Raw genomic sequence first — 19010 nt, forward strand, 5'->3', positions numbered from 1 at the left:
GCGCGCAGATTGAGGAGGGCCATGAACTCACCCGACCGAGCCACCCGTAAGCGGGCCGCACTCACCGACTACGAGGCGCTGCGTGAGCACCGCCCGGAGCTCTTCGTGAACCCCTCCGGCGCGGCTTTCGAAATCCTCCTCGACCGCGCAGACCAGGACCGGGCAGCCGACGCCATGTCGCGAGTGGCCGTCGCGGCCGGGCTGCCCGAGAGCGTCGGACACATCGGCGTCGTCTATCGCGACGCCTACTTCTGCCTGGTACGTGATGCCGTGCGGTTCACGAACGGCCAACTGGGAACGTACATCCGCATCGTGTCCGCATCCGTGTCGGGAGGAGCGGCGGTTCTTCCCCTGCTCGCCGACGGACGCGTCGTCCTGTTGCGTCACTTCCGCCATGCCAGCCGGCACTGGCACTGGGAGATCCCCCGCGGCTTCGGTGGTCCGGGGGAGGGCGGCGCGGGTACGGCCGCCCGGGAACTGCAAGAGGAACTGGGCGTCCATGTCACGGACTTCACGTATCTGGGCCCCCTTTCTCCCGACACCGGCCTGCGTGCGGGCGTGGACCATCTGTACCTCGCACACCTCGGGACAGCCGAGTTGGCGGATGAGCCCACCCAGGACGCCAGGGCGGAGGGGATTGACGCGTACCGGGCCGTGACGCAGGGAGAGCTCCGGACGATGGTCGCGGACAGGGAGATCTCCGACGCCTACACCCTGTCCGCGTACGCACTGGCCATGGCCCAGGGCGTGCTGAAAGCCGACATGGGCTGACGGGAGCGAGCGGGGGAGGCCCGGCGTCCGGGGCTCTGTCCGTAATTCGATGGCGCCGTCGCTGAGCGGTCTCTAGAGTGGGGGCCGTTGGAGCGACCACGGTGTTCGTGGCGCAGGTGACGTGGAACGTGCACGGGGAGGTGTGACCGATGGCTGTCTTTGAGATGGGCGCTGCCCGCATCCAGAAGTTCATCAAGTCCATCTCCGTGGCCGCCGGCTGACCTTCCTCTTCCTTCGCGCCGTTGTGCGCGTCGCCGGGGCCGCCCTTGTGAAGGGTCTCCCTTGACTTCCAGTTCCGCCCTCCCGACCTCGTTCGCGTCCCTGGACCTCTCCCCGCTCGTGTCCTACGGCTGGGACGACGCCTGGGCCGACGAGTTCGCTCCCTACCTCTCCGAAGGTCTCGTCGCCGGGCGCGTGATCCGCGTCGACCGCGGTCAGTGCGACGTGGCCACCGCCGACGGGGTCATCCGCGCGGACACGGCGTTCGTGACACCGAACGACCCGATGCGCGTCGTGTGCACCGGCGACTGGGTCGCCGTCGAGCCCTCCGGTCACCCCCGCTACGTACGGGCGTATCTGCCCCGCCGTACCGCTTTCGTACGCTCCACCTCCTCCAAGCGGTCCGAGGGGCAGATCCTCGCCGCCAACGTCGACCACGCGGTCGTCGCCGTGTCGCTCGCCGTCGAACTGGACCTCGGCCGGGTCGAACGCTTCCTGGCTCTGGCCTGGGAGTCCGGCGCGCAGCCCGTGGTCGTCCTCACGAAGGCCGACCTGGTGCCCGATCCGGTGACGCTCGGCCATCTCGTCCAGGACGTGGAGAACTCGGCACCGGGCGTGCCCGTGCTCAGCGTCAGTGCCGCGACCGGCGAGGGACTCGACGTCCTCGAAGCCGTCCTCGCCGCAGGGACCGCGGTCCTGCTCGGCCAGTCCGGCGCCGGCAAGTCCACCCTCGCCAACGCCCTGCTGGGCGCGGACGTGATGGAGGTCCAGGCCACCCGCGACATGGACGGCAAGGGCCGGCACACCACCACGACCCGCAACCTCCTCGTCCTGCCGGGCGGCGGCGTCCTCATCGACACCCCGGGACTGCGCGGAGTCGGCCTCTGGGACGCCGAGACCGGCGTCGGCCAGGTGTTCGCCGAGATCGAGGAGTTCGCCGCCGACTGCCGCTTCCAGGACTGCGCCCACGTCGCCGAACCCGGCTGCGCGGTGCTGGAGGCCGTCGACTCCGGCGCGCTGCAGGAACGGCGGCTCGACAGCTACCGCAAGCTGATCCGGGAGAACCAGCGGATCGTCGCCAAGACGGACGCCCGGCTGCGCGCCGAGATCCGCCGGGACTGGAAGCGCAAGGGAGCCGAGGGCCGCGCGGCGATGGAGGCCAAGCGGGGCCGCTGGTAGCCGCACCCGCGGAGAGCCGGTGGTTCCGGCTCTCCGCGCCCGTTCACCGGTCCGGCCGGGTTGGCGCGGACGGCCCGTCCGTCGCTCCACCCCGGCCTGCCGGGGCCGCCGCAGCGTCGCTCCCGGCGCCTTCGACCGGTCCGCAACGTGGTGTCCGATTCCCGCCAGCCGCGCGGCCCGTCCCGGGCCACACTGGAAGGGTGATCGACGAGGACGCCAGGTACGAGACCGTACGCAGCCGGGACGCCCGCTTCGACGGGGAGTTCTTCTTCGCCGTGCGGACGACCGGGATCTACTGCAGGCCCAGCTGCCCCGCGGTGACCCCGAAGCGGCAGAACGTCCGCTTCTACGCGACGGCCGCCGCCGCACAGGGCTCCGGGTTCAGGGCCTGCCGCCGGTGCCGCCCGGACGCCGTGCCCGGTTCCGCGGCATGGAACGTACGGGCCGATGTCGTCGGCCGCGCCATGCGTCTGATCGGCGACGGCGTGGTGGACCGCGAGGGCGTCGGCGGGCTCGCCGCCCGCCTTGGCTACAGCGCCCGCCAGGTGCAGCGCCAGCTCACCGCCGAGGTCGGCGCGGGCCCCGTCGCCCTCGCCCGCGCGCAGCGGGCGCACACCGCGCGCATCCTCCTCCAGACCACCGGACTCCCCATCACCCAGATCGCCTTCGCGGCCGGGTTCGCCAGCGTGCGCCAGTTCAACGACACGATCCGCGCGGTCTACGCGTCGACGCCGAGCGCACTGCGGGCCGCCGCGCCCCGCACCGGCCCGGCCGCCCGTCGTGCGGACACCCCCGCCGCCGGTGTCCCCCTCCGGCTCGCCTACCGCGGCCCCTACCAGGTCACCGCCGTCTTCGACCTGCTGGCCTCCGAGGCCGTACCGGGCGTCGAGGCCGTGAGCGGACACCGAGGCCGCCGCAGCTACCGGCGCACCCTCCGACTTCCCTACGGAACGGGAATCGTCGCCGTCGACGAGCGACCGCGCGGAGGAAGGGGCGGCGAGGCGTCAGCCGAGTCGAGCGGCGCCGGTGCGGGCGGGGCCTGGTCCGACGGCCGCCCGGGTGGCTGGCTGGACGCCCGGCTGCATCTCACGGACCTCCGCGACCTCACCACCGCGGTCCAGCGGCTGCGCCGGCTGTTCGACCTCGACGCCGACCCGTACGCCGTCGACGAGAGGCTGGGGTCCGACGCCCGGCTGGGCCCGCTCGTCGCGGCGCGGCCGGGCCTGCGTTCGCCGGGCACCGCCGATCCGGACGAGCTGGCGGTACGCGCGCTGGTGGGGACGGAGGAGGCCGAGCGCCTCGTCCTGCGCTACGGGAAGGAGTTGGACGCCCCGTGCGGCACGCTCACGCACCTCTTCCCGGAGGCGGCCGTACTCGCGGGGGCGGAGCCGGAGGGCCCCCTCGGCGCACTGGCCGCGGCCCTCGCCGACGGGGCCCTGCGCCTCGACCCGGGCGCCGACCGCGACGAGGCGCAGGAGTCCCTGCTCACCCTGCCCGGCATGGACGGAACCACCGCCACCGTCATCCGCACCCGCGCCCTGGGCGACCCGGACACGGCCGCCCCCGACACCGACCTCCCGGACGCCTGGCGCCCCTGGCGGTCGTACGCGGTCCAACACCTGCGCGTGGCAGGACAGTTGTAGGAAGACGGGCGCGCCGTGGGCCGGGCGCCCAGCGGGTCACCGGCCGGAGGGCAACGCGTCTGGCCGGATCAGGGCGGGCAGGTGCCGGTCGTGCCTGCCGTTGTCGTGGAGCAGCGCTTCGCGCAGGGTGCCCTCCAGGGCGAAGCCGGTCCGTCCGGCGACCCGGCAGGACGCCGGGTTCGGCACCGAGTGGCCCAACCACGGTCGGTGGAGGCCGAGTTCTCAAATGCCCAGTGGGTGACCCGTCGTACGGCCGCCGTCACGACGCCACCGCACCGGGCCTCGGGAGGACCCAGTGGACGATCTCCGCACTGCTGTCCGCGAGGTCGACGTCGTTCCACCCGATGAGCCCGACCGGCCGGTCGTCCGCCGACCGCGCGACGGCCCACACCACCCCGGTCTCGGCCCGCCCGTGCTCCCGCATGTGCTCGCTCCGCGGACAGGTCGCCTCCCGGGACTCCACGAACAGCAGGCTCCACCGGCGGTCATCCCCCTGCGGGAACCGTCGGCGGCGGGGGAGTGACGGGGATCATCGAGGCATCGTGCCGCGGGCGTTCGGGGCCGCGGCAACCGATATCAGTCGCCCGGCGCGGCCAGTTCGCGGGGTTCGACGCGGGTCTCCGTCGCCGTGTCGCCCTCGCGGGTGACGACGTAGGCGGCCTTGCCGGGGACCTCCGTGACGGCCTCGATCAGGCGGGTGCCTCGATAGACCAGGCCCACGCCGTCGTCGGTGCAGTGGGTCTCGGGGAGGGTGCCGTCGGCCACGAGGCGGTGGACGAGGGGGCGGCGGCCCGGGTCGCTGTCGTAGTGGACGCCGTTGCCGAACGGCAGGTAGCCCAGTCCGTCGGTGAGCGCGCGGAGTTCGGGGCCGAAGGAGTCCGTGGTGCCGCCCCGGAACCAGCAGAGCGAGCCGGCGCTCACCCCGCTGAGCACGACCCCTGCCTCCCAGGCCCGGCGGAACACCGCGTCGAGTCCGTGGACCCGCCACACGGCGAGCAGGTTCGCCGCCGAACCGCCCATCACCCACACGACGTCCTGTTCGAGCACGGCGCTCTCGACGTCCTCGATGTTCGGCATCGGGAACAGGTGCAGCGGCGTGAGGTCGAAGCCCGCCACCCGGGCCGCCTCGCTCATCCTGGACGTGAAGTGCTCGGCGTCGCCGATCGCCGTCCCGACGTACATGACGCGGGGGCGGCGGCCCTCGACCCGGGCCAGTTCCACGGCGTGGTGGACGAGCGGGCCGAACAACACCCGGGTGCGGTCGCCGACGCGGTGACCACCCGAGGTGGCCAGGATCGTGGGTTCCGTGGCGGTCATGGGTCGGGACCCTACCAAGGTCCACAGGCCTCGCGATCTTGGGCCGATGTGTCTCCAGATGGACCTTCATCAACGGGTTCGGCCCGCTTGGCCGTTCAGTCCTCCAGGCCCCAACTGTGGATCCGCCGCGGGTGGATCCGGATCAGCTCCTCACTGAAGTGCGGCCCCAAGTCGTGCTTGCCGGTGAGGAGTTCGGCCTCGCCGCGGATGTCGAGGCCGCGCACCTTCCACGGACTCAGGCTGACGATGTCGTCGACGACCAGCGCGACCTTCGGATTCCTCTGCAGATTGCGCCATTTCTTGGTCGTTCCCATGGCGTACCCGCCGATCAGGATCGTCCCGTCGTCCTGCGGGAAGAAGCCGACGGGGTTGGCCTGGGGCTGCCCGAGAGGGTCCACGGTGGCCAGTCGTCCCAGCCGCTGCGACCTGAGGTACGCGCGTTCCGCCTCGCTGAATTCGGTCATGACTGCAGCCAAACACGCGCCGCCCCGCGACGCATCGGGTTCCGGACCCAGGTCCATCGGAGGACACGGATCCGGGTCGACGGCGCGGGCGGCCGCCGGCCAGGGTGGTGCCGCAGCCCGGCCTTGCCCGGACGGTGCGGCCCGTCGTCTCGCCGCCATTGGTGTGACGGTGCGTTGCGCGGGTCCGTGGTCAGGGAAGCCATGGCCCCATGAGCCGCGCGATCATGCTCAGGCGCCTTCTCGTCACCCTGGTGACCACCCTGGTTCTCACCCCGCCGAGCGCGATCGCCGAGGCGGAGTCCGGCCTCGGCCCGATCGCGGCGGCGCGGGCGGAGAACCGGAACGGCGCCCGGGACACCTGGACCGGCAGCTGGGAGGGCGCCGCCTCCGGCACGGCTCCCGCGCTGCCCGGCGCCTCCATCCGCAACGTCGTCCACACCAGCGTCGGCGGCCGGGCCGCCCGCGTCCGTCTCTCCAACCGGCTCGGCACCGCGCCCCTCCAACTCGGCTCCGTCACCCTGGCGTTGCAGATCCCGGGCGCGCCGGCCCGCCCGGGCGCCGTGGCCGGCACCATGCGCACCGTCACCTTCGGCGGCGCCCGTTCACTCACCGTTCCCGCGGGCCGGGACGTGGTCAGCGATCCCGTCGCCCTGACGGTGCCCGCCGACGCCAACCTCCTGGTGTCGGTGCACACCCCCGCCGACTCGGGCCCGGCGACGTTCCACCGCTCCGCGCTCCAGGCCAACTTCGTCGCGCCCGGCGGCGACCGTACCGCCGACGAGGGTGGCGCCGCGTACACGACGACGGTCGGCAACTGGTACTACGTGACCGGCGTCGACGTGCTCGGCCCCTCGACCGCGGGCAGCGTGGTGGCGCTCGGCGACTCCATCACCGACGGGACGGGCTCCTCGTTCAGCGCCGACCACCGCTGGCCGGACCGGCTCGCCGACCGGCTGCGGGACCTCCCCGCGGGCCGCCGCCCCGGCGTCCTCAACGCGGGGATCTCCGGGAACCGCGTCCTGCGCGAAGGACGCGGCCCGAGCGCGCTGACCCGTCTCGACACCGACGTCTTCTCCCGCTCGGGCGTCCGCACGATGATCGTGCTGGAGGGCATCAACGACATCAAGGGCAGCCCCGAGGTGACGGACCCGCTCGACCTGGAGAACGCCTACCGGCTCCTCGTGCGCCGCGCCCACGCCCGCGGCATCCGCGTCATCGGCGCCACGATCACCCCGTACGGCGGCCACAGCGCGTACACCCCGGCGCGTGAGGCGGTGCGGCTCGCGGTCAACGACGCCATCCGCACCCGGCGGATCTTCGACGCCGTCGCGGACTTCGACGCCACGGTCCGCGACCCGGCCCGCCCGAACCGCATCCTCCCCGGCTACGACCCGGGCGATCATCTGCACTTCAACGACACCGGCATGCGGGCGCTCGCGGACACGATCGACCTGACCGCCCTCGTCCCGACCGGGGCGGCGCGCCACCCGTAGGCCCCGGTGGCGGGTGACGATCCCGTCAGCCCCAGATCGCGGCCCCCAGCCACGCCCACAGGATCAGCAGGCAGGCGAAGAACTCCGTCAGGACGCTCCAGCCGCCCGACCGCATCGCGGTCCGTACCGACGTCCACGCCTCGCCCCGGCCGCCGAGGCGCAGCCGCTCACAGAGGTAGATCCCGCCGACGAAACCGGGGATCGCGCCCACCACCGGCAGCAGGACGAAACCCAGCAGGGACCCGGCCCCGGCGTACACCGCCATTCGGGTGGTGGCGCCGCTCTCCCGCAGCCGGCGTGGGGGAAGCACGAACCGGACGGCCTGTGCGAGCAGCAGGACCACCGTCGCGCCGACGAGGACCCCCCAGGACAGGGCCTGGGGATCGCTCAGCGCCCACCACAGGACCGCGGCCCAGACGAGCCACGACCCCGGCAGACCGGGCACCAGTACTCCGGACAGGCCGAGCAGAATCACCACGCCGACCAGCAGGAGTTCCCACACTCCCATCTGCCCAGCCTGCCCGAGCGGGCGCGGAACCGCAGGTCAGTCCCGCGCCACCCAGCCTCGTTCGTAGGCGTGCCAGCCCAGCTGGAGCCGGGTCGCGACGCCCGTCAGCTCCATCAGCCGCTTCACCCGGCGCTGTACCGTCCGCAACCCCAGATCGAGCTGTTTGGCCACGCTCGCGTCGGTGAGCCCAGCGAGGAGCAGGGAGAGGATTTCCAGATCGGCGCCGTCCGGGCCGTCCGGCTCCTGCTCCAGCACTCCCCGGCTGCCCAGCCGCAGCGGCAGCGCGTCCCGCCACACCGACTGGAACAGCCCCGACAGCAGCTCCAGGAGCCCGCTCGCGTGCACCACCAGCGCCGCCGGCTCCGCGCTGTGCGAGGTCAGGGGCACCATCGCCAGGGCCCGGTCGGCGATGACCAGCTTGGTCGGCACCTGGTCCACGACCCGCACCTGCTCGTCGCGGCCCAGTGCCGCGGACAGCTCGGTGATGCCGGTCGGCAGGTCGAGGACGGACCGTTCGACGACGACGCGGTAGCGCACGCCGCGGTCGGCGGCCTGCTCCTCCGCGTCGTTGTCCGTTCCGGACACCACCAGCGGCTTCCCGGTGACCAGCGCGCACACCTCCTCGGCCGCGCCGAGCTGGAGCTGGAGGAACCGCTGCGAGACCGCCGCCGCGCCGATCACCACCTCCACGAGGTCGTGCACGGCCGGCTCGGCGGCGGAGGCCCGGTACTCCTCGGCCAGCAGGGCCGCCGCCAGCTCCGCCTTCTCCAGTTCGTGGCGCTGCTGGGTGAGCAGCGCGCCGAGGGCGACGCCGGGCGGCGCGGCGACCCAGCGTCCGGGTCGCGCCGAGGACTGCGCGGCCAGACCGTGCCGCTCCAGGATGCGCAGCGCGCGCTCCGTGTCGTGCTCACCGAGTGTGAGCCGGCGCGCGAGATCGGGTACGTCGGCGGCACCCACGGACACCAGTGCCCGGTACGCCGACTCGTGGGTCTCGTCCAGACCTATCGCTCCCAGCATGCGGCGACGTCCCTCCCCAGAATGCGTTCCGGCCGGTCGGCGGCACCATGGCGGGAAACGGCCACGGCGCAAACCCGCCTCGGCACATCATCGCCGTACCCCCCGCCCCTCTGACAAGCTCACGTCACCGCAGCACCAACCGCCGCCCGTAATGCCCTGCTTGGGTGCGGCCTGCGCGAACGCGGGCCGCGCCGGCCCGGGGCACTCACCTCGGTGAAGCTGTCGCACTCCTAGGACGAGGGGAAGACCTGGACGCCCGCCGCGACCGTCCGGCACGACGGCCGGCGGACGGCGACCGCCGATCACAGCGGAGCCCAAGGGAAGCAGGTCACACTCGAGGCCGAACTGACCGACGCAGCAGGCGACTCGGTCGGTCAGACCGTGAACCGGGCCTGCGACGTGCGCTGAGTCCCGGGCACCAAGACGCCGCCGGGCGGTTCTCCCGTGGGGGGTGGGACCGCCCGGCGGTCATGTGCGAGGGCGTTCTGCCCCGTATTTCTGTTCGACGGCCCCCTCGGCAGGCCGTTCGACGGCCAGCACCTTGGCCGGTTTTTCCGGATGCCCCGTTTTCAACAGGCCGTCGCGGTGGACAATTAGGGGCATGAGCCAGCAGGGGGAGAAGCCCACCGGTCACGAGGACGCATGGTGGGGGGAGTTGTACGACGACTCCACCGAGGACACGGGGCCCGCGCCGGCGGCCGACTCCCTGGACGACCGGTTCGCGTCGGCGGCCGGGACACTGGGCGACGGATCCGGAACCGGCCAGGAGCCCGCGCCCGACGGGGAGTTCGGACCGGAGCGGGGTCTCGTCCCGGGGCCGGGGCAGGCACCCGGAGCGGGGCCGGTTCCCGTACCCGCGCAGGGGACCGTGCCGGGACCGGGACCCGTGCCGGGGTCCGGGGCCGCGCCAGGACCGGGGTCGGAATGGGGACCCGCGCCAGGTCGCGGCAGCGGGACCACACAGCCCTCCGGTGCCTTCGACGACGAGACTCCTGCGCCATATCGGGGTCGGCGAGACGCCGGTGCGCCGGACGCGTCCCGCCCGGAGGCGGGGGAGCGGCCCCCTGGCGTGCCCGGACAGGCTCCCTCCGGCTGGGACCGCCCGTCCCCTTCTTCGGCTTCTTCGGCCTTCGACGAGGCTCCTGCGCCGTACCCCGGTCGGCGGGACGCCGGTGCGCCGGACGTACCCGGCCCGGAGACCGGGGACGGGCCGCCCGCCGTACCGGGGCAGACCCCCGCGGCCTGGGATCGGGAGTCCGCTCCCTGGGCGGAGCGGGACAGTACCCCGGCGCCCGGGGCCTGGACCGGCGCGACCCCCCGCCGTGAGGCGGCGGCGCCACGCCCCGGCCGATGGGAGCGGGGCCCGGGGACGGGTCCGGATTCCGATGAGGCCGCGTATCCGGACAGGGACCCGGAACCCGACGCGGACCGGCCCACGCGGGCCGGGCTCGGGCACCGGCCCGGCTCCTGGAACTCCCCGCCCGCCGATCCGGCGGCCCCCGCGCCGTTCCCGCCCGGCCCGACGCCACCGGGGTTCACCCCTCAGAGGTCCGGCCCGGGCGTGAACGCCGAGGTGCCCGCAGGGTGGGTGCCCGGGTCGAGGGTGCCGGCTGACGCGCCCCCGCCACCGGCGGTCGCGCCGCCCAAGCCCACGTCCGCACCCCCGAAGCCCGTGTCCGCGCCCGGCGTTCCGAACGCCGCGGAGCCCGGCGGTGCGACGGTCGGTCCGGATTCCGCCGGGCCCGCACCTGCGGGTCCGCCACCCGGCCCGGGCCCGGCCGGCGACACACTCACCGGTTCCGCACCCGTCGGCCCAGGTCCCGCCAGGTCCGCACCCGCAGGTCCACCCCCTGCCGGTCCCGCACCGGCGGGCCCTGCACCGGTCGGCCCGGGGCCCGCCGGGCCTGCGGCGGGTCCCGCCTCTGCCGGGTTCGGTCCCACCGGTCTTGCACCCGCAGGTCCACCCCCTGCCGGTCCCGCACCGGCGGGCCCTGCACCGGTCGGCCCGGGGCCCGCCGGGCCTGCGGCGGGTCCCGGCTCTGCCGGGTTCGGTCCCACCGGTCTTGCACCCGCAGGTCCACCCCCTGCCGGTCCCGCACCGGCCGGCCCCGCACCGGTCGGCCCGGGGCCCGCCGGGCCTGCCCCCAGTGGGACTGCGTCCGCCGGGCCGGATCCCGTCGGCGCCGTTCCCGCAGGGCGGGCAGAGGGCGGTCCCGTGCCCGCCGCCCCTACCGGGCTCCCGAGTACCACCGGCGGTTTCCGGACGCCCCGGGTCGCGGTCGAGCCCGCCGACGCCCCCGGCGCGTCCAGGGAACCCGCGCTCTCCGTCCCCCAGCAGCCGTCCGCCGTCGGCCACGTCGGATCCGGTCCGCCCACCTACGACGCCGAACCGACCGCGCTCCCGCCCGCCGACCCGGACGAACTCGACGACCTGGTCGCCGACACCGTGCTCGACGGCGCCCGCTACGGGACGAGCACCCTGCGGGCCGCGTCGGTGCGCGGGGACTCCGCCCGGTACCGGGGCGAGCCGCGCCGGGACGCGCTGCTCACCGCCCGGTTCGGGTCGGGCGAGCAGGCCCTCGTGCTGGTGGCGATGGCGACCGGCGCCCGGGCCACCCCGGGAGCGCACCGGGCCGCGGCGGAGGCGTGCCGGTGGATCGCGCGGGCCGTCGGACGCAGCCACGCGCGGCTGGCCGACGACATCCGCGCCGCGCGCCGCGGCGACCTGAAGTCGGGCCTGCACCGCCTCACCGACCGCAGCCTCGGCAAGCTGCGGGCGAGCGCGGCGGAGCAGGGCGTCGAACCGGAGGAGTACACGGCAGGCCTGCGCTGTCTGCTGCTGCCCGCCGACCCCGAGTGCCGTACCCGGGTCTTCTTCGGCGTCGGCGCCGGCGGTCTGTTCCGGCTGCGGGACGGCGAGTGGCAGGACATCGAGCCACGGGTCGCCGAGGCCACCGGGGAGGCCGTGGTCGGCTTCGGCTCGCTGCCGCACGAGACCCCGGAGGGTGACCGGCTCACCATGGACCTGGGGATCACGACACCCCCGAGCCCCTACGAGCCCGCGCCGCGCCCGCCGCGCCCCCCGTTCCGGTTCCGGGCCTCGATCGCCCGCCCGGGTGACACGCTCCTGCTCTGCACGGGAGGTATGGCGGAGCCGCTGCGCGGCGAACCGGAGCTGGCGGAGTACCTCACGACACGGTGGGCGGAGGGGGAACCGCCCGGCCTCGCGGCCTTCCTCGCGGACAGCCAGGTCCGGGTCAAGGGGTACGCGGACGACAGGACCGCAGCCGCTGTTTGGGAGGCGTAACCGCGCGCGGTGTGAATTCATGGAGCCAGGGGACGGACGACGGGACGGGGGACCCGGACCGCCCGAGGGCTTCGAGGATCACGAAGAGGTGCGTGCAGCATGGCCAAGCAGAACGTCGCCGAGCAGTTCGTCGACATCCTCGTCCGTGCGGGCGTCAAGCGGCTGTACGGGGTCGTGGGCGACAGCCTCAACCCCGTGGTGGACGCGATCCGGCGCAACGCGGCCATCGACTGGATCCACGTCCGGCACGAGGAGACGGCCGCGTTCGCCGCGGGCGCCGAGGCGCAGATCACCGGCAGGCTCGCGGCCTGCGCCGGCTCCTGCGGGCCGGGCAACCTCCACCTGATCAACGGCCTCTACGACGCGCACCGCTCCATGGCCCCGGTGCTGGCCCTCGCCTCGCAGATCCCCTCCAGCGAGATCGGCCTCGGCTACTTCCAGGAGACCCACCCCGACCAGCTGTTCCGCGAGTGCAGTCACTACAGCGAGCTGATCTCCAGCCCGAAGCAGATGCCGCGGCTGCTCCAGACCGCCATCCAGCACGCGGTCGGCCAGTCCGGGGTCAGTGTCGTCTCGCTGCCCGGTGACATCGCCGCCGAGCCCGCCCCCGACAAGACCATCGAGACCGCCCTCGTCACCTCCCGGCCCGGTGTCCGGCCGGGCGACACCGAGATCGACGCACTCGTCGAGATGATCGACGAGGCCCAGAAGATCACGCTCTTCTGCGGCAGCGGCACGGCGGGCGCGCACGCCGAGGTCATGGAGTTCGCCGAGAAGATCAAGTCGCCGGTCGGGCACGCCCTGCGGGGCAAGGAGTGGATCCAGTACGACAACCCGTTCGACGTCGGCATGAGCGGGCTCCTCGGGTACGGCGCCGCCTACGAGGCGACCCACGAGTGCGACCTGCTGATCCTGCTGGGCACCGACTTCCCGTACAACGCCTTCCTGCCCGACGACGTCAAGATCGTCCAGGTCGACGTCCGTCCCGAACGCCTGGGGCGGCGCTCCAAGCTGGACCTCGCGGTGTGGGGAGACGTGAAGGAGACCCTGCGCTGTCTTACCCCGCGGGTCCGGCCCAAGGGCAACCGGCGCTTCCTCGACAAAATGCTGAAGAAGCACGCCGACGCGCTCGAGGGCGTCGTCAAGGCCTACACCCGCAAGGTCGACAAGCACGTCCCGATCCACCCCGAGTTCGTCGCCTCGGTACTCGACGAACTCGCGGACGACGACGCGGTGTTCACGGTGGACACCGGGATGTGCAACGTCTGGGCGGCCCGCTACATCTCGCCCAACGGCAGCCGCCGCGTGATCGGTTCGTTCTCGCACGGGTCGATGGCGAACGCGCTGCCGATGGCGATCGGCGCCCAGTTCACCGACCGGAACCGGCAGGTCGTGTCGATGTCCGGCGACGGCGGGTTCTCCATGCTGATGGGCGACTTCCTCACCCTCGTCCAGTACGACCTGCCCGTGAAGGTGGTTCTCTTCAACAACTCCGCCCTCGGCATGGTCGAGTTGGAGATGCTCGTCGCAGGTCTGCCCTCGTACGGCACCACCAACAAGAACCCGGACTTCGCGGCCGTGGCGCAGGCGTGCGGGGCGTACGGCGTCCGCGTGGAGAAGCCCAAGCAGCTCGCCGGAGCCCTGAAGGACGCCTTCGCCCACAAGGGCCCCGCCCTTGTCGACATCGTCACCGACCCGAACGCCCTGTCCATCCCGCCCAAGATCAGCGCGGACATGGTGACGGGCTTCGCGCTCTCGGCGTCGAAGATCGTGCTGGACGGCGGTGTCGGGCGCATGCTCCAGATGGCCCGGTCCAACCTGCGCAACGTGCCCCGACCGTAGGCCGCGGGTTCCGCGCCGGTGCTGTCGGGGGCCCGGCGCACGCGGTGTGCGGACCCCGTAGGGCCCGGGGGTGAGGACGGCGGGCCTCAACTCCGCTTCTTGTACAGAGAGTTCGGTAGACGCGTGTAGGCGGATCGGCTGACCGTCCACGGTCGGCACGTCTCCCGGACGCGCGGTCCCGAAGCCGTGCCGGGCGAACGGCTCGCCGCGTGTCCCCGCCGCGGGCGCACCGCCCCGCCTCCCCTCGCGGGAGTACGGCGGCGGGCCCGGGTGAGGACGCCGCGAGGGACGACCGACGCGTCGTACGGCGGTGCCTCCGTCCGGGGGACCGGGACCGCGCCCGGCGCGACCGGGGCGGGGCACCCCTGCACCGTGGGGGCCGCCGTCTCCTCAGGCGTCGGGTCTCCGACGCGGACCCCTCCGTCGACCAGGAGTTTTCTCCGGCCGGGCAGGAGGCGTAGGGCCCACGAGCGATCCGGAACTCCCGGACCCCGCACGCCGGATCGATCCGAACATGCCACAGGTCCACGCCGGTGGCACCTGGTGCGCTCGCCCAGCGGAGCGCGGTGACGGCCGAGGCGCCCGCCTCCGGCCCGCCCCGGCGGACACGGGACCGGCGTACGGAGAGGATCTCCTGCCTCCGGACGGTTCCGTCGCGTCGATCGGTGCCCGATGCAGGCGTCGCACGACCGCGGCCGTGGACCCGGTGACCGGCGATTCGACATGACTGTCACGTTCCCGTTGGGGCATGGATCCCGTGAACGTGTTCGAGCAGGGGGGATCCGACATCGGCACGCAGGCGGGGGTCATGAAGAGGCAGCCAAGCGGAGGCGCTCCGACGGCCAGGGGGACCTCCTCCACCGACCCGGTGGACGACATGTCCGACGGGGCGACGGAACAGCCGGACACCACCCAACTGCGGCGCCGGCTCGTCAAGGCGGACCTGCGGGCGGTGCCCGAGGTGCGCAGGGCGCTGCGCGAGCTGTTACGGCACTGGGGGAAACCGGGCCGGTCCGAGATAGCCGAGCTGCTGACCAGCGAACTGGTCACCAACGCGCTCGTCCACACCGACCACGACGCCGTCCTGACGGCGACCGTCGGAGCGCGCCGACTGCGCGTGGAGGTGCGGGACTTCGTGGGACGCAGGCCCCTGCTGCGGGTGCCGGACGCCGGCGACGGCACGCACGGCAGAGGTCTGGTCCTCGTGCAGTCCCTGGCGGACGCGTGGGGCGTGCGGGCGCACGGCGTGGGCAAAGCGGTGTGGTTCGAACTGGACGGCGGCGCGGTGTAGAACACCGCGCCGCCGTCGTCATGCGTGTCCGGGTCCGGCCGGGGCCGGATCACCCGGGCTGTCGCCCGGGCCGGGAACCGGGCCTCAGCCGAACTGCCGCTCCAGGTCCTTGAGCTTGCGCTCCAGGGAGTCGAGCCGCGGAAGGGCCATCGTGTCGTCCTCCGTGGTGAGGTCGACGGTGATCGGCTCGGTGTTCTTGCGGACGGGGGTGAGGGAGGGCCGCGAGCGCACGGGCAGCTGCTCCGCGGTGGATATGGCAGGCTCCGCGGAGCCCGCGGCGGGCGCCCGCTCCACGGTCGCCGTCTCCAGTTCCCGGCCGCCACCCCGCCCGGCGAAGCCGCGGTGACCACGGCTCAGGGCCTTGAGGTGCGCCCGCTCGACGCGCTCCTCGTTACGGCGGCGCAGTCGGTTCTGCTCCTTCTGGCGCCGGTCCTCGCGCACCTCGTCCACGGCCTCGTCCAGGGTGCGGACGTTCTCCAGGAGCATCAGCGACCACGCGCTGTACGTCTCACGGGGGGCCCGCAGCCAGCGGACGATGCGGATCTGCGGCAGCGGACGCGGCACCAGACCCTGCTCGCGCAGCGCGGCACGCCGGGTCTGCTTCAGCGCGCGGTCGAAGAGCACCGCGGCCGACAGGGACATGCCCGCGAAGAACTGCGGGGCGCCGGCGTGGGCCATGCCCCGGGGTGCGTGGACCCAGTTGAACCAGGCCGCGGCACCCGCGAACGTCCACACGAGTATGCGGGAACCGAGAGCCGCGTCACCGTGGCTGGCCTCGCGCACGGCGAGGACGGAGCAGAACATGGCCGCGCCGTCCAGGCCGAACGGTACGAGGTACTCCCAGCCGTCGGAGAGGCCCAGGTTCTGCTGGCCGAAGCCGACCAGGCCGTGGAAGGAAAGTGCCGCCGCGACCGCGGCACAGCAGAACAACAGCACATAGGAGGCCGAGCCGTAGATGGCCTCCTTACGCCTGCGGCGCTCCTCGCTGCGTTCCCAGGAGTCGTCGCCGCTCGTGTCCCCGGACCGCTTGCCGCGCGCGAGCACCGCCACCGCCGCCAGCAGGCCCAGGAGCAGAACGGCGCCTGGAAGCAGCCAGTTCAGCGATATGTCGGTCAGTCTCATCTGGGGTCCCTTGCATTGGGATAGGGCGTAACGCCCGCCATAGTGGCCCAATCACGTCGGCCCTCAGGGGGTTTCGGGGCAAGAGGCCGCCAAGGAAGTGCAAGGGGATGCGCAGGGCGACGTTCTGCTCGAACTGCCGCGCGAGGGACGGGAGTTGAGTGCGAATAAGATTACCCGTACGGATGGTTCGACGGAAAGTTCCTGCGAGAAGTGAGGAACTTGTGAACTACCTGTGATCCGGGAAACCTCTCCGAGGATCCCTCGGGTGATGTTGATCTTAGGGTACGCGCGGGCCCGCGCCCGACCGCGGGTGCTTCAACTGGCTTCGACGGCCGTCAACTTGCGGACGCGGTCCGCGTCGCAGGTGCGCGGGCAGGTCGCGCAGGTGTCCTTGGGGGCCAGTGTGTAGAAGAGGCAGCAGCTCGCCCGGTCGCGGGTGGGCAAGGACTGGCCTGCGGGGCCGGTCAGTTCACGGAACGCCGCGGAGCCGACGTACGGCCGGGTGGCGCCGGGCAGCAGCAGCTCCAGCTCGCGCCTGCCGCGCGCCTCCTCGCCGAACAGGGGTGCGAGGTACCAGAGGCCTTCGACGATCTCGTCGGTCGCCATGCCCCACAGGGCCCGGCCGCGCCGCCGCATGCGCGGCCCGAATCCGCCGAGGACCGGCTCCAGGTGCTCGGCCACGGCGGCCCGCACCTCGGCGCGCAGTGCCTCCTCGTCCGGCACGACCCGCGCACCGGGCAGCCCGGCGGCCGGGTCATCCGGCAGGCAGGCGAACGTGGTGACACGGACGGCGAACCGGCCGAGCTCGCGGTGGTATGTGACGTGCTCCACAGGCATGCGGGGCACCCGGCGCTGCAGGAACCACGGCACGGTGATCAGGAGGCAGGCCGGCCAGGCGTACCGGTGCAGTCCGAAGCTCGCCACGACATCGGGCCGCGCCTGCTGCGCGTAGTCCCGGATCACCTGCGCCTCGTCCCACGCGAGGAACGCGTCGAGTTCAAGTCCGCCCTCCGCCAGACCGGCGGCGGGGGCCCAGCCCGCACCGCTCGGCGCCGCTTCTCCGTCGGCCAGCTCGGTGACGTTCAGATCGGGCATCGCCTCGGTCATCCGCGCGTACGCGTCCGTGACGGGCGACACGGCGGCGAGCGTGTCGGGGCCGGTCGCAGCGGTCGCGACGGCCTGGGCGGGCGGGGCGGGAGCGGACATGCGGAACCATCGCTTCACGATCGTTTGCAGGTAAGCCTTACCTTACCCTCGATTTCGAATGTTTGAACTGAGGCGATGTGCGCCTATCGTGCTTGACGGACAGGTGACAATCGCCGCAATGGCCCCAAGCAGCACCGAGCCGGAGGAGGACCCGTGGAGCAGGCCGGTCCGCGCAGCGCGCACGGCTCCGAAGGGGCGGGGGTCCCGGAGACCGAAGCGGCCGCCTTCCGGATCCCGGCGCAGTCACGGCCCGCGGAACGGAGCCGGCCGCCCAGGGGCGTCCCCTCGGGCGATGCCGGCACCGGACCGGACGGCGCCGACGCCTCGGCCCGCGGGGAGCACACCCACGGCGAGGCGCCGGTCCCGCGCCCGCGCGGCGCCGGCTCCCCCTCCGTCGTCCCCGCGCAGGGCGCGCGTCCCGGAACGCGGGACGCGGGCACCCGGGCCCCGGATCCCGACGAGCACCGGTCCGCCGGACGGGCGGACGCCTTCCGTACCGGCGCTCCGGCCGACGACTCGACGGCCGGAGCGCGTGCCCGGCCCGTCGTTCAGCGGGCCTCCGTGCGCGGGCAGGTCCTCGACGCGCTGCGCACCGCGCTCGTCGCGGGCGAACTCGCCCCCGGCGAGGTGTACTCGGCGCCCGCGCTCGGCGATCGCTTCGGGGTGTCCGCCACGCCGGTGCGCGAGGCCATGCAGCAGCTCGCCCTCGAAGGCGCCGTCGAGGTCGTCCCCAACCGGGGCTTCCGTGTCATCGAGCGCGGTACCCGCGAACTGGCCGAACTCGCCGAGATCCGCGGGCTGATCGAGGTCCCCGTGATGCTCCGGCTCGCGCGCACCGTGCCCGCCGCGCGCTGGGCCGAACTGCGCCCGCTCGCCGAGGCCACCGTCCGCGCCGCCTCCTCCGGCTGCCGCGCCACCTACGCCGAGACCGACCGCACCTTCCACCGCGCGGTCCTCGCCCTCGCGGGAAACGCCCAGTTGGTGCGCATCGCCGACGACCTGCACCGCCGCGCGCAATGGCCCCTCGTCGGCGGTCCGGTCTCCCGGGGCCGCGCCGACCTGGTGGCGGACGCCGCCGAACACACCGCGCTCCTCGACGCGTTGATCGCCGGGGACCTCGCGGTCGTCCAGGCACTGGTGCGGGAGCACTTCACCGGCGCGTCCTGAAGCCGGCCCGTACGTAACCGTCCGGAGCCCGTCCGTCACGGAGCCGTACGGTCCGCGCAACACTCTCCGCCGCCGGGAACCCGCACCGCCCGCGTCCGCGTACCCCGGTGCACAGGTCCCGGGCGAGAGCCCGACCGCAACCGGGGGAGAGAGCCATGCCAGACCCGTCCTGGGCGGCGCAGCAGCAGGCACAGCAGGCCGCTCGGCAGGCCCAGCAGGTCCATCAGAGCCATGTCCGCATCCACCACCACGCACACGACATGGCACGCGTCCACGGGGGTCCGCCCCGCACGCACCGCCCGACGACCCACACCGGAGGCGGCCGTGGCGGCGGCCTCGGCGGCCTCCTGACGCTTCTCGTCGTGGTGGCCGTCGTCGTCTGCCTGGTCCGCGACCCCGGACTGCGCCACGACGCCACGACGTTCGCACGGGACCTGCTGGCACGGATCCGGAGCAGCTGACGC

17 protein-coding genes are annotated in these 19010 nt (G+C 73.5%); 9 read left to right on the forward strand and 8 right to left on the reverse strand.

What is annotated here, in order from left to right; translation table 11 throughout:
* Positions 1-21 precede the first annotated feature (21 nt).
* From ACIRQH_RS32425 to ACIRQH_RS32435, 3 genes are all read left to right on the forward strand, one after another.
* Positions 22-771, forward strand: a complete 750-nt coding sequence (locus ACIRQH_RS32425) for an NUDIX domain-containing protein (protein WP_388871445.1) — start codon at positions 22-24, stop codon at positions 769-771.
* A 282-nt stretch (positions 772-1053) separates the two neighbouring features.
* A complete protein-coding gene (gene rsgA / locus ACIRQH_RS32430) occupies positions 1054-2169 on the forward strand; it encodes a ribosome small subunit-dependent GTPase A (RefSeq protein ID WP_388871442.1) in 1116 nt (371 codons plus the stop codon).
* Between the two features lie 203 nt (positions 2170-2372).
* Positions 2373-3812, forward strand: a complete 1440-nt coding sequence (locus tag ACIRQH_RS32435) for a bifunctional transcriptional activator/DNA repair enzyme AdaA (protein WP_404228425.1) — start codon at positions 2373-2375, stop codon at positions 3810-3812.
* A 36-nt stretch (positions 3813-3848) separates the two neighbouring features.
* Here ACIRQH_RS32435 and ACIRQH_RS32440 read toward each other — a convergent pair whose 3' ends face one another.
* From ACIRQH_RS32440 to ACIRQH_RS32455, 4 genes are all read right to left on the reverse strand, one after another.
* Positions 3849-4010 carry a GNAT family N-acetyltransferase gene (locus ACIRQH_RS32440; RefSeq protein WP_404228269.1) on the reverse strand — a complete coding sequence of 54 codons (162 nt, stop codon included), beginning with the start codon at positions 4008-4010 and terminating at the stop codon, positions 3849-3851.
* A gap of 61 nt (positions 4011-4071) precedes the next feature.
* Entirely contained in the window at positions 4072-4236 is a 165-nt protein-coding gene (locus tag ACIRQH_RS32445; protein ID WP_404228271.1) for a hypothetical protein, read from the reverse strand.
* A 152-nt stretch (positions 4237-4388) separates the two neighbouring features.
* A complete protein-coding gene (locus ACIRQH_RS32450; protein ID WP_358818210.1) occupies positions 4389-5129 on the reverse strand; it encodes a peptidase E in 741 nt (246 codons plus the stop codon).
* Positions 5130-5224: 95 nt separating this feature from the next.
* Entirely contained in the window at positions 5225-5593 is a 369-nt protein-coding gene (locus tag ACIRQH_RS32455) for a PPOX class F420-dependent oxidoreductase (protein ID WP_404228274.1), read from the reverse strand.
* A 209-nt stretch (positions 5594-5802) separates the two neighbouring features.
* Here ACIRQH_RS32455 and ACIRQH_RS32460 point away from each other — a divergent pair, with 209 nt between their 5' ends.
* Positions 5803-7086, forward strand: coding sequence for an SGNH/GDSL hydrolase family protein (locus ACIRQH_RS32460; protein WP_404228276.1), 1284 nt, complete (start codon positions 5803-5805; stop codon positions 7084-7086).
* 25 nt (positions 7087-7111) lie between these two features.
* Here ACIRQH_RS32460 and ACIRQH_RS32465 read toward each other — a convergent pair whose 3' ends face one another.
* Positions 7112-7594, reverse strand: coding sequence for a DUF456 domain-containing protein (locus ACIRQH_RS32465; RefSeq protein WP_358818207.1), 483 nt, complete (start codon positions 7592-7594; stop codon positions 7112-7114).
* Between the two features lie 36 nt (positions 7595-7630).
* A complete protein-coding gene (locus ACIRQH_RS32470; protein WP_388871429.1) occupies positions 7631-8611 on the reverse strand; it encodes a helix-turn-helix transcriptional regulator in 981 nt (326 codons plus the stop codon).
* Positions 8612-10214: 1603 nt separating this feature from the next.
* On the opposite strand from ACIRQH_RS32470, the gene ACIRQH_RS32475 reads away from it, so the two are divergent.
* The 3 genes from ACIRQH_RS32475 (at position 10215) to ACIRQH_RS32485 (ending at position 15051) form a co-directional block, all read left to right on the forward strand.
* A complete protein-coding gene (locus ACIRQH_RS32475) occupies positions 10215-11918 on the forward strand; it encodes a protein phosphatase 2C domain-containing protein (RefSeq protein ID WP_404228427.1) in 1704 nt (567 codons plus the stop codon).
* Between the two features lie 99 nt (positions 11919-12017).
* Positions 12018-13760 (forward strand): pyruvate dehydrogenase, encoded by a 1743-nt coding sequence (locus ACIRQH_RS32480; protein WP_358818204.1) that lies wholly within the window; start codon positions 12018-12020, stop codon positions 13758-13760.
* 877 nt (positions 13761-14637) lie between these two features.
* The gene (locus ACIRQH_RS32485; RefSeq protein ID WP_388871662.1) at positions 14638-15051 is read left to right on the forward strand and encodes an ATP-binding protein; all 414 of its coding nucleotides are present in this window, start codon (positions 14638-14640) and stop codon (positions 15049-15051) included.
* Positions 15052-15135: 84 nt separating this feature from the next.
* Here ACIRQH_RS32485 and ACIRQH_RS32490 read toward each other — a convergent pair whose 3' ends face one another.
* Positions 15136-16173 carry a DUF2637 domain-containing protein gene (locus ACIRQH_RS32490; protein WP_388871423.1) on the reverse strand — a complete coding sequence of 346 codons (1038 nt, stop codon included), beginning with the start codon at positions 16171-16173 and terminating at the stop codon, positions 15136-15138.
* A 315-nt stretch (positions 16174-16488) separates the two neighbouring features.
* Entirely contained in the window at positions 16489-17280 is a 792-nt protein-coding gene (locus ACIRQH_RS32495) for a (2Fe-2S)-binding protein (RefSeq protein ID WP_404228430.1), read from the reverse strand.
* A gap of 252 nt (positions 17281-17532) precedes the next feature.
* Here ACIRQH_RS32495 and ACIRQH_RS32500 point away from each other — a divergent pair, with 252 nt between their 5' ends.
* Positions 17533-18546, forward strand: a complete 1014-nt coding sequence (locus ACIRQH_RS32500) for an FCD domain-containing protein (protein ID WP_404228280.1) — start codon at positions 17533-17535, stop codon at positions 18544-18546.
* A gap of 155 nt (positions 18547-18701) precedes the next feature.
* Positions 18702-19007 (forward strand): hypothetical protein, encoded by a 306-nt coding sequence (locus ACIRQH_RS32505; protein WP_404228283.1) that lies wholly within the window; start codon positions 18702-18704, stop codon positions 19005-19007.
* The last annotated feature ends 3 nt before the right edge of the window (positions 19008-19010 follow it).

The organism is Streptomyces sp. NPDC102279 (genome assembly GCF_044766365.1).
GTDB lineage: Bacteria > Actinomycetota > Actinomycetes > Streptomycetales > Streptomycetaceae > Streptomyces.